Origin of the sequence: Agrobacterium sp. NPDC090283, assembly GCF_044769685.1 — a bacterium.
In the GTDB taxonomy this organism is placed as follows: Bacteria; Pseudomonadota; Alphaproteobacteria; order Rhizobiales; family Rhizobiaceae; genus Agrobacterium.
The window spans coordinates 349,434-365,952 of the sequence record NZ_JBIVYG010000004.1 but is presented as its reverse complement, the minus strand read 5'-3'; the positions used below and the strand labels follow the sequence as shown (position 1 = coordinate 365,952).

At 60.6% G+C, this 16,519-nt stretch carries 14 protein-coding genes; 7 read left to right on the top strand and 7 right to left on the bottom strand.

All coding sequences use genetic code 11. The features are described from left to right. Positions 1 to 149 precede the first annotated feature (149 nt). The gene (gene aroB, locus ACIQUH_RS09045) at positions 150 to 1,283 is read right to left on the bottom strand and encodes a 3-dehydroquinate synthase (RefSeq protein ID WP_400813896.1); all 1,134 of its coding nucleotides are present in this window, start codon (positions 1,281 to 1,283) and stop codon (positions 150 to 152) included. A 5-nt stretch (positions 1,284 to 1,288) separates the two neighbouring features. Beyond that, on the bottom strand, positions 1,289 to 1,870 hold the full coding sequence (locus ACIQUH_RS09040; protein ID WP_400813894.1) for a shikimate kinase: 582 nt from the start codon (positions 1,868 to 1,870) through the stop codon (positions 1,289 to 1,291). A gap of 188 nt (positions 1,871 to 2,058) precedes the next feature. On the opposite strand from ACIQUH_RS09040, the gene ACIQUH_RS09035 reads away from it, so the two are divergent. From ACIQUH_RS09035 to ACIQUH_RS09015, 5 genes are all read left to right on the top strand, one after another. Further along, positions 2,059 to 2,232: a hypothetical protein gene (locus ACIQUH_RS09035; RefSeq protein WP_035239639.1), complete on the top strand. Its 174-nt coding sequence runs from the start codon at positions 2,059 to 2,061 to the stop codon at positions 2,230 to 2,232. Beyond that, on the top strand, positions 2,229 to 3,224 hold the full coding sequence (gene xerD / locus ACIQUH_RS09030) for a site-specific tyrosine recombinase XerD (protein ID WP_400813890.1): 996 nt from the start codon (positions 2,229 to 2,231) through the stop codon (positions 3,222 to 3,224). Before ACIQUH_RS09035 ends, xerD begins: the two co-directional genes overlap by 4 nt. A 62-nt stretch (positions 3,225 to 3,286) precedes the next feature. Next, positions 3,287 to 4,240, top strand: a complete 954-nt coding sequence (locus tag ACIQUH_RS09025) for an acetyl-CoA carboxylase carboxyltransferase subunit alpha (RefSeq protein WP_400813887.1) — start codon at positions 3,287 to 3,289, stop codon at positions 4,238 to 4,240. A gap of 295 nt (positions 4,241 to 4,535) precedes the next feature. Next, the gene (locus ACIQUH_RS09020) at positions 4,536 to 5,834 is read left to right on the top strand and encodes a L,D-transpeptidase family protein (RefSeq protein ID WP_400813883.1); all 1,299 of its coding nucleotides are present in this window, start codon (positions 4,536 to 4,538) and stop codon (positions 5,832 to 5,834) included. Beyond that, a complete protein-coding gene (locus ACIQUH_RS09015; protein WP_400813881.1) occupies positions 5,831 to 6,067 on the top strand; it encodes a sulfurtransferase TusA family protein in 237 nt (78 codons plus the stop codon). The genes ACIQUH_RS09020 and ACIQUH_RS09015 overlap by 4 nt, the downstream gene beginning before the upstream one ends. A gap of 242 nt (positions 6,068 to 6,309) precedes the next feature. Here ACIQUH_RS09015 and ACIQUH_RS09010 read toward each other — a convergent pair whose 3' ends face one another. Both ACIQUH_RS09010 and ACIQUH_RS09005 read right to left on the bottom strand, forming a co-directional pair. Continuing rightward, positions 6,310 to 7,455 carry a CobW family GTP-binding protein gene (locus tag ACIQUH_RS09010; RefSeq protein WP_400813880.1) on the bottom strand — a complete coding sequence of 382 codons (1,146 nt, stop codon included), beginning with the start codon at positions 7,453 to 7,455 and terminating at the stop codon, positions 6,310 to 6,312. Between the two features lie 192 nt (positions 7,456 to 7,647). Then, positions 7,648 to 8,706 carry a D-alanyl-D-alanine carboxypeptidase family protein gene (locus ACIQUH_RS09005; RefSeq protein ID WP_400814026.1) on the bottom strand — a complete coding sequence of 353 codons (1,059 nt, stop codon included), beginning with the start codon at positions 8,704 to 8,706 and terminating at the stop codon, positions 7,648 to 7,650. A gap of 224 nt (positions 8,707 to 8,930) precedes the next feature. Between ACIQUH_RS09005 and ACIQUH_RS09000 the strand changes: the two genes are divergently transcribed. Beyond that, on the top strand, positions 8,931 to 10,094 hold the full coding sequence (locus ACIQUH_RS09000) for a M20 aminoacylase family protein (protein WP_400813878.1): 1,164 nt from the start codon (positions 8,931 to 8,933) through the stop codon (positions 10,092 to 10,094). Between the two features lie 458 nt (positions 10,095 to 10,552). Here ACIQUH_RS09000 and ACIQUH_RS08995 read toward each other — a convergent pair whose 3' ends face one another. From ACIQUH_RS08995 to ACIQUH_RS08985, 3 genes are read right to left on the bottom strand one after another with little or no spacing between them, the layout of a single operon-like run. Beyond that, the gene (locus ACIQUH_RS08995) at positions 10,553 to 11,311 is read right to left on the bottom strand and encodes a transporter substrate-binding domain-containing protein (protein ID WP_400813874.1); all 759 of its coding nucleotides are present in this window, start codon (positions 11,309 to 11,311) and stop codon (positions 10,553 to 10,555) included. Between the two features lie 13 nt (positions 11,312 to 11,324). After that, positions 11,325 to 13,952, bottom strand: a complete 2,628-nt coding sequence (gene acnA / locus ACIQUH_RS08990; protein ID WP_400813872.1) for an aconitate hydratase AcnA — start codon at positions 13,950 to 13,952, stop codon at positions 11,325 to 11,327. Between the two features lie 14 nt (positions 13,953 to 13,966). Beyond that, positions 13,967 to 15,313, bottom strand: coding sequence for an MFS transporter (locus ACIQUH_RS08985; protein ID WP_400813869.1), 1,347 nt, complete (start codon positions 15,311 to 15,313; stop codon positions 13,967 to 13,969). 138 nt (positions 15,314 to 15,451) lie between these two features. On the opposite strand from ACIQUH_RS08985, the gene ACIQUH_RS08980 reads away from it, so the two are divergent. Next, a complete protein-coding gene (locus ACIQUH_RS08980) occupies positions 15,452 to 16,516 on the top strand; it encodes a lactonase family protein (protein WP_400813866.1) in 1,065 nt (354 codons plus the stop codon). Positions 16,517 to 16,519: the final 3 nt, after the last annotated feature.

The window sequence follows — 16,519 nt, the reverse complement described above, 5'->3', positions numbered from 1 at the left end:
AACCGGGCGGCAACGCCTTGCTCAAAGCGCCAGCACCGTTCCCCCGTATAGCATTGCCAAAGCGGCTTGTACTTCTCCCCGCCGGGGAGAAGTGCCGGAGCGGAGCGAGGCGATGAGGGGGCGCCCTCACCGTACTGCCCGGCGCCAGTTCACCCCGGATGTTTCTCCGACAGGAAGGACTGCACCTCGGACGCCGCCACATCGTCAGCCACGAAGGACTGGCCGATGCCGTGGGTGAGGATGAAGGTGAGCTTGCCGCCCTTGACCTTCTTGTCCTGCGCGATTGCCGCCATCAGCGTCTCGACCGGCGGCAATTCGCCGGGAATGTCCTTCATCGTCGTCGGCAGGCCAACAGCCTTCAGATGCGCCTCGACGCGGGCCGCATCATCAGGGCTTGCGAGGTTAAGGCGGGCGGAGAACTGGTGCGCCAGCACCATGCCGATGGCGACGCCTTCGCCGTGAACCAGCCGCTTGCTATCGTAATTGGTCGCCGCCTCCAATGCATGGCCGAAGGTGTGGCCGAGATTGAGAAGCGCGCGCACGCCGTTTTCCTTCTCGTCGGCCACCACCACATCGGCCTTGGCCTGGCAGCTCGTGGCAATCGCCTGAATGCGGGCCGGGCCACCGGTGCGGATGTCATCCCAGTTCTTTTCCAGCCAGAAGAAAAAATCCGGCTTGTCGATCAGGCCATATTTGACCACCTCTGCATAACCGGCGCGGAATTCCCGCGGGCTCAGCGTATCGAGCACCGCCGTATCGGCCAGCACCAGATCGGGCTGGTGGAAAACGCCGACGAGGTTCTTGCCGTGGCGGCTGTTGATGCCGGTCTTGCCGCCGACGGAGGAATCGACCTGCGCCAGCAGCGAGGTCGGTATCTGCACGAAGCGCACGCCGCGCCGCACGATGCCCGCGGCAAAGCCGGCGAGATCGCCGATCACGCCGCCGCCGAGCGCGATCACCGCATCGTTACGCTCCACCCTTGCTGCGAGAACCGCATCGCAGACGGTGACCAGATGCTCGAAGCTCTTTGTCTTTTCGCCGGCCGGCAGGGTCAGCGAAACCGCTTCGATGCCATCCGTCTGCAGGCCATCCATAAGACCTTCGAGGTAGAGCGGCGCGACATGCTCATCGGTGATGATCGCCGCGCGCCGGCCCTTCAGCCGCGCCGAAATCTCGCCACCCGCCCGGCCGATCAGCCCCGGCCCGATCAGAATGTCATAAGCGCGCTCGCCGAGCGGCACATGGACGAGACGTTCATCGGCGTGGATTTCGGAAGGCGTCATGGGGATCAGTCTTTCTTTTCGATGCCGGCTATGGCGGCCAGCACTTCGGTCACGATGATTTCCTTGCGGACATCACGGGATTCGATGGTCAGATCCGCTTCCGCATAGATCGGATAGCGCTTCTCCATCAGGGCCGCCAGCGTGGCCTTGGGGTTTTCGGTCTTGAGAAGCGGGCGGTGGTCGCGCTTGTTGACCCTTTCCCATAGAACCTCAAGATCGGCCTTCAGCCACAATGAAATGCCGCCGCGCGTGATGTGCCGGCGGGTATTGTCGTTGATGAAGGCGCCACCGCCGGTGGAAATGACCTTGGGGCCGCCGCGCAAAAGCCGCTTGATGACCCGCGTTTCCAGCGCCCGGAATTCCTCCTCGCCATAGGTGGCGAAAAGTTCCGATATCGTCATGCGCGAAACGCGCTCGATTTCGACATCCGTATCGATGAAAGGAACCTTGAGCTGCTGGGCGACCATGCGGCCCACCGCCGACTTTCCAGCCCCCATCAGACCGACGAAGACGATGTTGCGCCGTCCGAGCTTTGCCCGCGCTTGCTCCCCGAGTGTGGCCGGGACGGATAAATTCGTTTCATTCATAGATTTGAAAGCCCGTTTGGCATGGATATCTGCAAATGTTTACGAAGCGTCAAGCCAAATTGCTGACTGAATGGTGGTGAATCACAATCAACGCCGCATGCGGCGCGGGGTGGAGCGGGCATTTTGATCTTGTCGCCGCTTTCGCCGCACCGCATATACGTTTCGACCGCCACCTTCACGGAGCCGCCATGCCCACCCTCTTCCGCTTCACGATGATACTGGCGACCATCGCGGGGCTGATCTATGGCGGCATGGTGCTGCTCGTCATGGTCGTCAAACCGCGCGACCGCGAAGTGACGGTGCGCATACCCTCCGAGCGGCTCAACCCGCCGTCGACCGAACCTGCAAGGCGCACCCCATGAGCGGACAGCCGACGGCAGGGCGCGACGGCGCGCGGCTGGAAAGTTTTCTGGAAATGATGAGCGCCGAACGGGGAGCAGCCGCCAATACGCTCTCTTCTTATGAGCGCGATCTTTCCGATCTGCGCGAATTTCTCGGTCAGCGCGGCCAGTCCCTGACGGAAGCGCAGACGCCGGATCTTTCCGGCTATCTGACCCATCTTTCCGCCCAGGGCTTTGCCGCCACCTCACAGGCGCGGCGCCTCTCCTCCATGCGGCAGTTTTATCGCTTTCTTTATTCGGAAGGGCTGCGCGGCGATGACCCGACCGGCATCATCGATGCGCCCAAGAAAGGTCTCGCCCTGCCGAAAACCATGAGCGTGGCCGATGTGAACCGGCTTCTTGGGCTTGCGGCGCAGGAAGCGGCAACCGAAGGCCCCGGCCAGCTTGCCCGCATCCGCATGCATCTGCTGCTCGAACTGCTTTATGCCACCGGCATGCGTGTCAGCGAACTGGTCTCGCTGCCGGTCAAGGTGCTGCGTCAGGAAGGCCGTTTCCTGATGATCCGCGGCAAGGGCAACAAGGACCGCATGGTTCTGCTGTCCCGCGCCGCCATCGAGGCGATGGAAAAATACGAGGCCGCCAGAAAGGCGTTCGCGTCGGAGAAAAGCAAGGCGGCAGCTTCGCAGAAAAAACCGGAGACACCGGAGAGCCAATGGCTGTTTCCTTCGAACGGCAAGGAAGGCCACCTGCCCCGCCAGGTCTTCGCCCGCGACCTCAAGGACATCGCCATTCGTGCGGGCCTAACCCCGTCCGCCGTATCGCCGCATGTGCTGCGCCACGCCTTCGCCAGCCACCTCCTGCAGAACGGCGCGGATTTGCGCGCGGTGCAGGAACTGCTCGGCCATTCCGACATTTCCACGACACAAATCTATACACATGTGCTGGAAGAACGCTTGCAAGAGCTGGTACAAACACATCACCCCCTTGCCAAACAGGGCAAAAACCTTGATTAGAGCGACCGGAACCGCCGGATAATCCGGTCAAACCTTGCGCAAAACGATCGGAAACGGATCTCATGCACAATTATCTCGACTTCGAAAAACCTATCTCGGACCTTGAGGGCAAGATCATCGAGCTGAAGAAGCTTGCCGATGAAGACGAGAGCATAGACACCTCGGAGGAGATCAACCGTCTGGAATCGCGGGTCAACGACGCGATGCAGGACATTTATTCCAAGCTGAATGCCTGGCAGAAAACGCAGGTCGCGCGCCATCCGCAGCGTCCGCATTTCGTCGATTACGCCAAGGCGCTGTTCACCGATTTCACGCCGCTGGCCGGCGACCGCAAATTTTCCGAGGACGCCGCCATTCAGGCCGGTCTTGCCCGTTTCAACGGCCAGCCCGTCGCCATCATCGGCCAGGAAAAGGGCAACGACACCAAGAGCCGCCTGAAGCATAATTTCGGCAGCCCACGCCCGGAAGGTTACCGCAAGGCGATCCGTGTGCTGGAACTGGCTGACCGCTTCTCGCTGCCGGTCGTCACCCTCATCGATACCGCAGGTGCTTATCCCGGCGTCGGCGCGGAAGAGCGCGGCCAGGCCGAAGCCATCGCCCGTTCGACGGAAATGTGCCTCAACGTCAAGGTGCCGATCGTTTCCGTCGTCATCGGTGAAGGCGGCTCGGGCGGCGCGATCGCGATCGCCACCGGCAACCGCGTCTATATGCTCGAACATGCGATCTATTCGGTGATCTCGCCGGAAGGTGCAGCCTCCATTCTCTGGCGCGATTCGACCCGTGCCAAGGAAGCTGCGACCAATATGAAGATCACCTCGGAAGATCTGAAATCGCTCGGCGTCATCGACGGCATCATTCCCGAACCCATCGGCGGCGCGCATCGCGATCCGGCAACCGTCATCCATGCAACGGGCGACGTCATTGCCAAGGCGCTGGCCGATCTTTCGCAGCGTTCGGGCACGCAGCTTCGCGCCGAACGCCGCCAGAAGTTCCTGGATATCGGCCGGAACCTCTAGAGCATTTCCAGTAAAATTGCGTAGCGGCTTTACGTCCGGAAAATGCGTCAAAAGAAAGAGTGAGATTGTTTTGGCGGTTCGAAGAAAAGCCAAAACGATCTGACAGCAGCCTTATTTTCCTTGAATATCGCCCCAACTCGGCCATAGTCCGGTCACATCAACAGATGTATCGGCGGCCGCGGGGGCGGATCCGATTTGAGTTAAGAAGATGTAAACGGTTAATACCGTATTTAAATTACACACGGAACGGTATAGAACTGCCGCCGCTTCGTGCCATCGTCTTTCGGATCAGATCATGCGTTTGACACATTTTGCACTTCTTGCCTGCACCGCGCTCGTTCTCGCCGGCTGCAACGATACGCTCGAAACCGTTGAACGCGACGTTTCCCACGTCAAGAACAAGGTCGATTACCCGCTGTCTCCGGCCATTCTGGCCGAGATCGACAAGCGCGGCATGGACCGCACCTCGCCGATCATGATCCGCATCTTCAAGGAAGAAGGCGCGCTGGAAATCTGGAAAGCCAGACGCGACAACCGTTTCGAGAAGATCGCCGGTTACGAGATTTGCGCATGGTCCGGCAAACTCGGCCCGAAGGTGAAGGAAGGCGACCGGCAGGCGCCGGAAGGTTTCTACAACCTGACGCCCGCCCATCTCAATCCGAATTCCAAATATTATCTCGCCATCAATACCGGTTTCCCGAACCGCTACGATGCCGCCAATGGCCGCAACGGCACCAATCTGATGATCCACGGCGCCTGCTCATCGTCAGGCTGTTATTCGATGACGGATGCGCAGATTCTTGAAATCTACGGTTTCGCCCGTGACGCCTTCAAGGGCGGCCAGAAGACCGTGCAGCTGCAGGCCTTCCCGTTCCGCATGACGGCGGAAAACATGGCCCGCCATCGCCAGAGCGAGCATCTCGAATTCTGGAAGATGCTGAAGGTCGGTTACGACAATTTCGAAGTGACCAAGCGCCCGCCGGAAGTGAATGTCTGCGAGAAGAAATACGTCTTCAACCAGCAGACGGAAGGCGGCAGCTTCAACGCGTCGGCCCAATGCCCGGCCATGAGCACACCGCCGGCGCTCGTCAGCGCGCTTTCGAGCTACGAGAAGACCTACGATCTCGCCTATGAAAAGGCGATGAAGAAATATGACGGCATGGCCTGGTACGACCCGAGCGAGGCGGAGCGCAAGGCGCTGGTCGCAGAAAAGCGCAAGGGCCGCGAGCCCGCCTATGCCCCGACCGGTTCGGCGCTGAAGGCCGGCAAGCTGATGAAGGAAACGGAATATGCCGCGCTGATGGAGAAAAAGGCGCAGCAGGTGACGTCGTCCTCTCCGGCCACGACCGCAACCGCTTCTTCCTTGCGCGGCCCGCGTCCTTCGGCGGTACAGCCCGCCACGGCACCGCAATCGAACCCGGCGCCCGCGGCACCGACGATGGTTGCCTCGGCCACACCCGCAGCCGCCGGTCAGACCGGAACTGCCGCCCAGAGCATCCCGGTTCCAGCCATGAACCCGCTTGCCTATTCCGCAGCACCTGCACCGGAAGCGCCGGAAAAGAAGCCGTTCTGGAAGTTCTGGGCCAAGGAATGAGCGACACGGCCGAGATCGTTTATGATTTGAGGGGGCTTAAATGCCCCCTTCCGGTTTTGAGAAGCCGCAAAAAACTCGCGACCCTGAAGGCTGGCGATGTTCTGACCGTCGAGACGACCGATCCGCTGGCGGTGATCGATATTACCCATATGTGCAATGAGGATGGGCATAGTCTGGTGGAAACGGTTGCGGTGGATAAGGGGCATCGGTTTCGGATTGTGAAGGGCGGGTAAGCGACATTCGACGCTGACGCTCGGGGCTTACCCCCCTCTGCCCTGCCGGGCATCTCCCCCTCAAGGGGGGAGATCAGTTGTAGTGACCGCTCGTTTTCTCACAAGCTCTGCACTTCGGGTTGCTGTCCCCATAAAGATGTTCGGAGCAAGCCGCTTGTCGATCTCCCCCCTTGAGGGGGAGATGTCCGGCAGGACAGAGGGGGGTGAACCACACCCACCGACCTAGACCATCACGACACGCCCTAAAACCGCAACCCGGAAACCGCCAACGGATTATCCGTCATCGCCTGCCTGTCCGGCCGGTCGATGCCCGGCGCGCTTGTGAAGGCCGCGAACAGATCCTGTACGAAGGCTTCGGGCAAATCCTTCGTAATCAGCACCATGCGCGTGCGCTGATCAGCCGGGTCCGGCCACGTCGCGAGGCGCTCCGGCGTGTGGAAAATAGTCTGAACCCCATGCAGCACGAGCGGCCGGCCCGGATTATCCGACAGCTTGACGATGGCCTTCATGCGCAGGAGCTTTTCACCATGTGCCGAGCGCAGCAAATCCACGAACATGTCAATCGCCATAGGACTGACCGGCTGATCGTGAATGATCGAAAAGGACCGGATAGATGCATCGTGCCGGTTCACATCGTGATGATGGTGATGGTCATCGTGATCGCCATGATGGTGATGTTCATGATCGTGGTCGTGATGGTGGTCATGATGATCATGAGCCGTCTCTTCACCCAGCCAGCGGCCGACATCGGCAGTCTTGCTGCCGGCATCGTAAAGGCCGTTGTCCAGAAGCCCCACAGCGCTCCAATCGGTTTTGTCGCCATCCTCGATGGTCGCACGTGGATTGAGCGCCTGAAGATGGCCTGTCAGCGCGGCAATCGTGGCGGCATCGGCAAGCGCGCGCTTGGTCATCACCAGACGGTCAGCCACGGCGACCTGTTTCACCGCCTCCTGGTGGTTATCGAGCGTGGAAAGACCGTTCACGGCATCCACAACCGTGATCATGCCGTTCAGGACGAAATTCTGCGCGATGACCGGATTGCCCATGACCGACTGCATGACGGGGGCGGGATCGGCAAGGCCCGTGGTCTCGATCACCACCCGCTTTACCGGCTTCAGCTTGCCGGTCTGGATGCCATCCATCAGTTCCGCCAGCGTATCCACCAGTTCACCGCGCACCGTGCAGCAGAGGCAGCCCTCCGCCAGTTCAATGATGCCCTCACCCGCGCTTTCAACCAGCATGTGATCGATGCTGACATCGCCGAATTCATTGATGATGATCGCCGCATCGCTCATCTCGGGGTCTTTTAGAAGCCGGTTGAGCAGCGTCGATTTTCCGGCGCCAAGAAATCCGGTGATGATGGAAACCGGGATGCGATCGCGAGACATGATTTGCCTGTGTGTTGACGGCTGCTCCGGCATGTCATTGCACGACACAAGACACCGGAGCCGCATAGAGCGAAAAGAAATCGCCCGAGGCTGAAAGCCACGAGCGACACTGTAATATCATAACATCATCGGACTGCGAATACACAAAGCGCATCTCAACCGCGCCATTGCCCCCGAGGCCGTCACCGACGATCAGAATGTCGGGCGCGGGATCGGGATCGGCACATTCGCCACTTCGCCCTTGCCGGCCGCGCCCTTGGCGGTGTTCACCGCCACGGTCTCGCTGCCGGGAATGAGACCGGCGAAGGAATATTCCGGCGGGCGGGTCATTTCCTGAACATAGGGCGAATGGATGACCATGCGGCCAGCCTCGTCGCGGCTTTCGCTGCGCACCTTGGCGGCCTTCGGGTTGCAGATTTCGGCGCTGACATCATTCACCTCACCGGTATCGCCATAGGGCGCCAGTGCGGCGAGCGAAACACCCTGACCTGAAGGTGCGGTCAGCCCCATCTGCAGCAAATCGGCAGACTGATCGGTGCGCCCGGCAAGACTGTCCGCACCCAGCACCACGGTGATGACCGAACGGCCATTGCGCACGGCTGACGACACCTGGTTGAAGCCGGAGGCACAGATGAAGCCGGTCTTCATGCCATCAGCGCCATCGAAGCGGCCAACCAGCATGTTGAAATTGGCATAGTTCTTCTTGCCGGTGCTGACACCCTCCAGCGAGAAATAATGGGCATATTCCGGGAACTCACGCTTGATGATCAGCGCCAGCAGCGCCAGATCCCGGGCGGTCGTATATTGCCCCTTGCCGGGCAGGCCATTGGCATTGATATAACGGGTGGAGCTCATGCCGAGGCGCTGCGCCTGCGCATTCATCTGCGCCACGAAATTGTCGCTGGTGCCGCCGATCGTCTCGGCAATCGCCACGGCGATGTCATTGGCGGACTTGATGAGCAGCAGCTTCAGCGCGCTGTCCATGGTCAGCTTCTGGCCGGGCTTGAAATACATTTTCGAGGCCGGCTGGTCGGCGGCCTTCTTGCTCATAACCACTTCCGTCTGCGGGCTGATCTTGCCGGCCTTCATCTGCGAAAAGGCGATATAGGCGGTCATCAGCTTGGTCAGTGACGCCGGATACCACTTACGGAAGGCTTCCTGATGGGAAATCACCTTGCCGGTTTTGACATCGACCACCATTTTCGGATTGGCATTTGCCACGGGCGCCACGGCAACGAGGCCTGCGGTCATGATGGCAACGGCTGCGGAGAGCCGTCTGGCGGCGTTTGGCGATTTCACTGTGTTTGGCAAGGCTAGTCCTCGAATTCCCGTCTTCGGTCGGGGAATGGCAATATTCACCATATATGTCCTAGCAATGGCAAAGTACATTGATTACGTCAATTATGCGGCGCACTATCCACCATGGAGGATAGGATTTTACCACAAGCCGCACCGATGAACCCAGGAATGAACGAATGCCGATTTTGAACAGAGCCGCCGAACTCCAGCAGGAAGTCAGCGAATGGCGGCATCACCTGCATGAAAATCCCGAGATATTGTATGACGTCGACAACACCGCGGCCTTCGTTGCGGAGAAGCTGAAATCTTTCGGCGTTGACGAAATCGTGACCGGTCTCGGCCGCACCGGAGTGGTCGGCATCATCAGGGGCAATCTTTCCGGCAATCGCACCATCGGTTTTCGCGCGGATATGGATGCCCTTCCCATCGTTGAAGAAACCGGCAAGCCCTGGGCTTCAAAAACGGCGGGTGCGATGCATGCCTGCGGCCATGACGGCCATACCGCCATGCTGCTCGGCGCGGCGAAATATCTCACCGAGACCCGCAATTTCGCCGGCTCCATCGCCGTCATCTTCCAGCCTGCTGAAGAAGGCGGCGCGGGCGCTCTCGCCATGGTCGAGGACGGGCTGATGGAACGCTTCGGCATCGATGAGGTCTATGGCATGCACAATATGCCGGGAATTCCGCTCGGCGCCTTCGCCATCCGCAAGGGCGGCATCATGGCGGCACCGGACAAGTTCTCCATCACCGTCAAGGGCCGTGGCGGCCACGCGGCGCAGCCGCACCGCACCATCGATCCGATCACCATCGGCGCGCAGATCGTCGGCAACCTGCAGATGATCGCCTCGCGCAATGCCGATCCGATCCGTTCCGTTGTGGTCTCCGTCACCCGTTTCCACGCCGGTTCCAGCCACAACATCATCCCCAACGAGGCTTTGATCGCCGGCACGGTGCGCAGCCTGGATGAAACGGTGCGCGATCTGGCGCAGGATCGTATCAAGCAGATGGCGGAAGGTATTGCCCTTGCCAACGGCGCGGAAGCGGAAGTCGTCTACGAGCGTTATTGCCCGGTGACCTTCAATCACGCTGCCGAGACCGACCACGCCATCCGTGTGGCCCGCGATGTGGCGGGCGAACCGAATGTCGACCCCGATGTCGACCCTTCCATGGCGGGAGAGGATTTCTCCTTCATGCTGAAGGAAAGGCCGGGCTGCTTCATCTTCATCGGCAATGGCGATTCGGCCGGGCTTCACAATCCGGGTTATGATTTCAACGACGAGGCCATCGCCTACGGTATTTCCTATTGGGTGAAGCTGGCCGAGCAGCGCCTGACGAGCTGATTGCCGGGGCGCGGGAAGAAAGCCGGAAAAGAGATCGACCGCGATGAAGAACGCGGTTGATCCGCGGGCATCGTCGGGTTAAAGAGCAATTCAGTGTCCACGTAGCTCAGCAGGATAGAGCACAGGATTCCTAAGACAAATTGGGGGTTGCGCCCGGAAACGACGCAATCGATCTGCTCAAAGTCGGGGAAAGCTTCGCTGGTCTTCCAGCATGCCAATCCCGAGCCAAGCTCCGGAGAAATCCGTTGAAGGTGTAGAGACTGGATGGGCAGCACCTAAAGGCCTGATGGCCCATGGTGAAGGGACAGTCCAGACCACGAACGTCCTGTCCATTGGCGACCGGGCGGCGGTTAAAGCCGAAGTGGTATGAATCCTGGGGTCGGAGGTTCGAATCCTCTCGTGGACGCCATTTTCCTGTTTTATTTGCTATCGAAAATGCAAGGCGCATTTATGCGAGATCAGGAAGATATGATATCAACTGTCAGCGGAGCCACCGAGACCGCCTCCACCTTATTGGCTTTCAGGAAACCGGCAACCCGACCTTCGGCTTTGACGCTTTCCACAAACGCAGTCAGATAGTTCTCCGCCACCGGACCATGTGTCCGTGCCACTCCCATCGCCTGCTCGATCACCATGAAGCGGCTGGGCAGAAGCCGCAGTCCACCGAACCGGTCCGCGTCCTCTTCGAGTTGCTGGCGAACGCCCGCCGCCACGTCGGCTGACGTTTCCAGGAAATGCTGGACGACGGTGGGGGACGTCGCGGCGCGCTCGATCGCGGCATGTCGAAGTTCTCGTGTAAGATACAGGTCGTAGGCGCTGCCCTTGCCCACAACCACCCTGCGGCCCGCAACATCGATGTCTTTCATTTCGGAGAGCGGAGAGCCGTCTCTGACAAGATAACAGCCCTCGATCAGTACGTAAGGGGCAGTGAACGCAATCAGTTGCGCGCGTTCGGGATCGCGAGCGAAGAAGCCGATATCGGCACGGCCTTCCTCAACGGCGGTGACTGCCTTACCCGCTGACTCGAGAACGACAAGTTCGAGCGGTACGTCCAGCCGCTCAGCCAGCGTCCGGGCGAGATCGACGGAAACGCCTGCGACGCCTCCTGGCACGTCCTTCCGGCTTGCGAGGATCGGATTCCCGACATTTATCGTCGTCCGCAACGTTCCCGAGGGGGCGATTGCGCGTCGTACTTCGGCGATGTCGATGTCTGCCATTTCGCTTCTCCGATTACACTTCCCGCCCGGATGCCTTCCGACCCGGCCTGTTCAGCAATTGCTTGAGGATGAGCGGCAGCACACCGCCTGCCCGAAGAATGCCGACCTCCGCGCTGGTTTCGATTGCCGCTACGGCATCCAGGGTCATCGAGGTGCCGTCCGCCTTCCTTATTGTCACGGTCACATCGCAACGGGGCGCCATGGTCTGTGGATCAGCGTCGATCACGACGACATCGTCGGCCGAGATGCCGAAGTCAGCGGGCTTGACGCCTGGCGGTAACCGTAGGGGCAACACACCCATGCCGATCAGGTTCCAGCGGTGAATGCGCTCAAAGCTGGTTGCGAGCACGGCGCGGACACCGAGAAGCGCCACGCCCTTGGCTGCCCAGTCACGAGAAGAACCCATTCCATAACGCTCGCCTGCCAGCACGACCACGGACCTGCCCTCGGCTTGGTATCGTTGCGCCGCGTCCCAGAGCGACAGGACATCGCCCGATCCGGCGTGGATGGTGGAACCGGCGGGAATGTCGTGGCCGAGAAGATTGCGCACCGTTTTGTTGGTGAACAGGCCACGGATCATCACTTCCCAATTTCCACGCCGCGACGAAAAGACGTTGAGGTCAAGGGGATTTTCCCCGCGCTCGATCAGATGGCGCCCGGCATCGCCCTTTGCGGGGATCGCGCCGGCCGGTGAAATGTGGTCGGTCGTGATGTCATCGCCGACGACGAGGATCGGATGCGCCTCATAGGTTCCGAGCTTGGTACCCTTGCCGAAACTCGCGAATGGCGGACGGCGGATGTAGGTGGATGTCTCATCCCAGGGAAACAGCGTCGTCGTTGGAGCCGGAAGCTCCTTCCACGCCCTGCTCGCTTCGGCGGCATCGTAGGCGGGCGCGAAGTCCTCGATCTTCGATGCGGCAGCCAGGGCTTCGTTGATCTCCGCAGCACTCGGCCACAGCATGGAGAGGGTCACCGGCGTACCGTTCTTTGAAACCCCGACCGGATCGTTCATGATATCGAGTTCGACGGTCCCGGCGAGTGCGAAGGCCACGACCATTGGCGGCGAGGCGAGGAACCCGGCCTCAAGCTGGGGATGGACACGCCCGGGAAAGTTGCGGTTTCCCGAAAGCACGGCGACCGGAAGGATGCCACGCTTGGCCATCGCATCCGCGACCGGCTCGGTCAGCGGGCCGGAATTGCCAATGCATGTCGTGCAGCCGTAACCCACGATACCGAAGCCCACGGATTCGAGATCGGACAAAAGCCCTGCCCGCACGAGATAACGCTCCGCCGTCGGCGAGCCGGGAGCGGTGGATGTCTTGACCCAGTGCGGAGGACGAAGCCCATAGGCCTTCGCCTTGCGGGCCAGAAGTCCGGCAGCGATCAACAGGCGCGGATCGGACGTATTGGTACAGCTTGTGATGGCCGCGATCGCGACTGAACCGTCGTTCGGTTCGCCGTCGACGGAAGGCGCGCCGCCGTTCTTTTTCATTGCCGCGATTGCGCTACGGGTTTCGCTGACCGCAATCCGGTCCTGCGGGCGGCGGGGGCCTGCGAGGCTGGGCTCGACGCTGGACAGGTCGAGATCGAGGGTGGACGTGTAGCGCGGATTGGCGTTCGGATCGAACCAGATGCCGACCCGTTTCGCGTAGGCCTCGACGAAAGCGGCGTGTACCGACCTGCGCCCGGTGGCGAGAAGGTAATCGATCGACTGGCGGTCGATCGGGAAATAGCCGCTATTCGCCCCGAATTCGGGCGTCATGTTGGCGACGACCGCACGGTCGCCCGCCGTGAGGTTTGACACGCCCGGGCCGTAGAACTCCACGAACTTGTCCTGCAAGTCGATCTGGCGGAGCAGATGGGTAACGACAAGCGCCAGGTCGGTCGCAAGCACACCCTCCCTCAGGGCACCCGTCAGCCGGACGCCGACGACATCGGGAACACGAAGGGCGACAGGCATGCCGAAGAAAACGCTTTCCGCCTCGAGCCCGCCGACACCCCAGGCCAGCACGCCGATCCCATTGATCATCGGCGTATGACTGTCCGTCCCGATCAGCGTGTCCGGCATGGCCCACAGCCTGCCGTCCCGCTGCACCGACGTCACGACCGTCGCGAGCCGTTCGAGGTTGAGCGTATGCATGATCCCGGTTCCCGGCGGATGCGCCCGGAAGTCGGCAAGGCTGTTGGTCGCCCATTTCATGAAACTATAGCGCTCGGCATTACGTTCATACTCCCGCTCCATGTTGCGCGCGAGCGCCGCCGAAGTCCCGAAAGCATCGACGGCGACCGAGTGATCCGTGGAGACATCGACGGGAACGACCGGGTTGAGCAGGGCCGGATCGCCGCCTGCCTCGGCGAGCGCCGAGCGCATTCCGGCGATATCCACGAGCGCGGGCCCGCACGTTGTGTCGTGCATCAGCACCCGGTTCGGCAGGAAGGGGATTTCGACATCGCTCTGGCCCGTTTCGAGCCAGGCGAGCATAGCGTCCTTGGCACGAAAGGCGTCGTCACCTGCCGTGCGGAGAACGTTCTCCAGCAGGATGCGATGGATATAAGGCATGCGCACCAGACAATCGCCGGCCTCGGCCGGAAGATCGATGATGTCGTGGCTGACGCCGTTGATGTCGAATGTGGTGCGCATGCTGTTTTTTCCGTTCAGGCTTTGCGGGAGGACGTGCGGCCGGCGTGGAACTGTCCGGTCGGACTGTCATCGGCGTCGGGAGCCGGGAAACGCATGAACCATGTCATGAAGAATGAGATCACGAGAAGCACCGCCAGGAACAAAAGGCCGCCGAGCGGGCTGCCTGTCGCCGTCTTGGCCCAACCCATCGCGTAGGGTCCGACAAAACCGCCGAGGTTGCCGATCGAGTTGATCGCCGCAATCGATACCGCCGCCGTTGAACGTGACAGGAAGAGGCTCGGCAACGACCAGAACGGCGATTTGAACGCATAGATGCCGGCGAGAGCCACCGAGATGAGGCCGATCGCGACATAGGGATCGTGCGTCAGGCCTGTAGCGGCCAGCGCGAGCCCTCCGATCAGGAGCGGTACGGCACTGTGCTTTTGCCGCTCGCCCGTGCGGTCGGAACTCCTGGACCACAGGACCATGGCAACGGTGGCGATAGCATAGGGAACCATGGCGACGAGGCCGATCTGGGTATGTGTCAGCGACTTACCGAAGCTCTGGATGATCTGGGGCATCCAGAGGCCGATCCCGAGATTGCCGACCTGATAGATGAAATAGATCGCTGACAGGAAAAGCACTTTCGGGTTGGAGATTGCAGCCCACAGCCCAAGATGCTGGACGTTCTTGCGTTTGTTATGATCTTGGGCGAGCTCGCCGACCAGCCAGTTGCGCTCGTCCTCGGTCAGCCACTTCGCCTTCTCCGGGCGGTCTGTCATGTAAAAGTAGTTGAAGACGCCGGCCAGGATCGCGGGCAACCCTTCGAGCACCAGCATCCAGCGCCAGCCCGCATGTCCGAACCAGTTCACGTTGTCCATGATCCAGGTGCTGAGCGGCGCGCCGAGCAGATAGGAAGCCGGGATAGCGGCGGTGAAGAACGCCACCGTCGTCGCCTGTTCCTTGGCGCGGAACCAGTAGGTGAGATAGATGATGATACCGGGGAAGAAACCTGCTTCCGCGACGCCGAGGAGGAAGCGGAGTGTATAGAGCTGCCAGGCTTCCTGAACGAAGCCCGTCAGGACCGCAACCGCACCCCATGTGAGGAGAATACGCGAAATCCAGATGCGCGAACCGTATTTCTGGAGGGCGACGTTGCTTGGAACCTCGAACAGAAAATAGCCGATGAAGAAGATTCCCCCCGCAAAGCCGAAAGCTTCGGCGGAAAGGGCAAGGTCCTTGTTCATCTCCAGGGCCGCATATCCGAGATTGGCGCGATCCAGATAGGAAATGACATAGAGGATGAAACAGTAGGGCACGATTCTCCAGAAGACTTTACGCGTGGTCGTCTTCTCAAGCGTGCTCGTATCGGTGAGCGTCATGGCTCCCTCCCAAAGGTGTTTATGTCGCTTGCCTCCCAAGGCAGGAGCTTTATTTACATATTATAGTTATAAAATGCAATTGCGATTTTTGAAGGATAGGCTTATCAGGTTCTGGGCCATAAGGAGGAGACCTGGGAAATGGAAAATTGTGGCGACCTGGTCGTTTACGTCGGCGCGCGAACAACGCGGCAACGCAACGCGCGCGGCAACGGCCTCAATGTGTACCGTCTTCGCGATGGCATGCAGTGGGAGCACCTCCAGCTCCTCGATATGGAAAACCCGTCCTTCCTGACATTCGACCGAACCGGCCAGTTCCTGCACACCGTCCACGGCGACTCGGATCGGGTGACTTCCTTCTCGATCGAACGATCGACAGGCAAGCTGACGCAACTGGGAACGCAATCGACGCGGGGACGCAATCCGGTCGATCTCTCCTTCGATCCGACAAACCGATACCTCGTCGTGGCAAATCATGTTACGTCGTCGATTGCCCTTCTTCCGCGCCTCGAGAACGGATCCCTCGGCGAGGTATGCGACCTTGCCGCAATTAACGGGGAAATCGGCCCGCATCGCGTCGAGCAGCCCATGCCCAAGCCTCATCAGGTGGAATTCGATCCGAGTGGCCGGTGGATCGCGGTGCCGGACAAGGGTACCGATACGGTCCTCATCTACGAGATCGACGCGGTGAACGGAACCCTGCGGGAAGCGAGTGCCTGCGCCGCGCGGGAAGCCTCGGGTCCCAGACACATCGCGTTCCACCCCAGCGGCCGCCTCGCCTATGTTGTCAACGAGCTCGATTCAACTGTCACCGCGTACCGTTTCGACCCCGACAACGGACGCCTCTCACCCTTCCAGATACTCTCGGCCCTTCCCGACACCTTCACCGGAAACAGCCGCGCTGCCGAAATTGCGGTATCGGGCGACGGACGGTTCGTCTATGCCAGCAATCGCGGCAGCGACACCATCGTGGTCTTCGAACTGGACCGCTCCGGCCACATGCGTCTCGCCGGACATTGGGCGACCGGCGGAAAGACACCGAGATTTTTCACAATCCTTCCGAACGGCGTCCTTCTCGTGGCAAACGAGGATTCGGACACCGTGACCGCGTTCGACATTGACGCAATGACCGGCCGCCTGTCAGCGAGGGATGAGGTGCTCCCGGTCGGCAGCCCTGTCTGCATCGTCTTCAAGGCACTTGGCTGACGG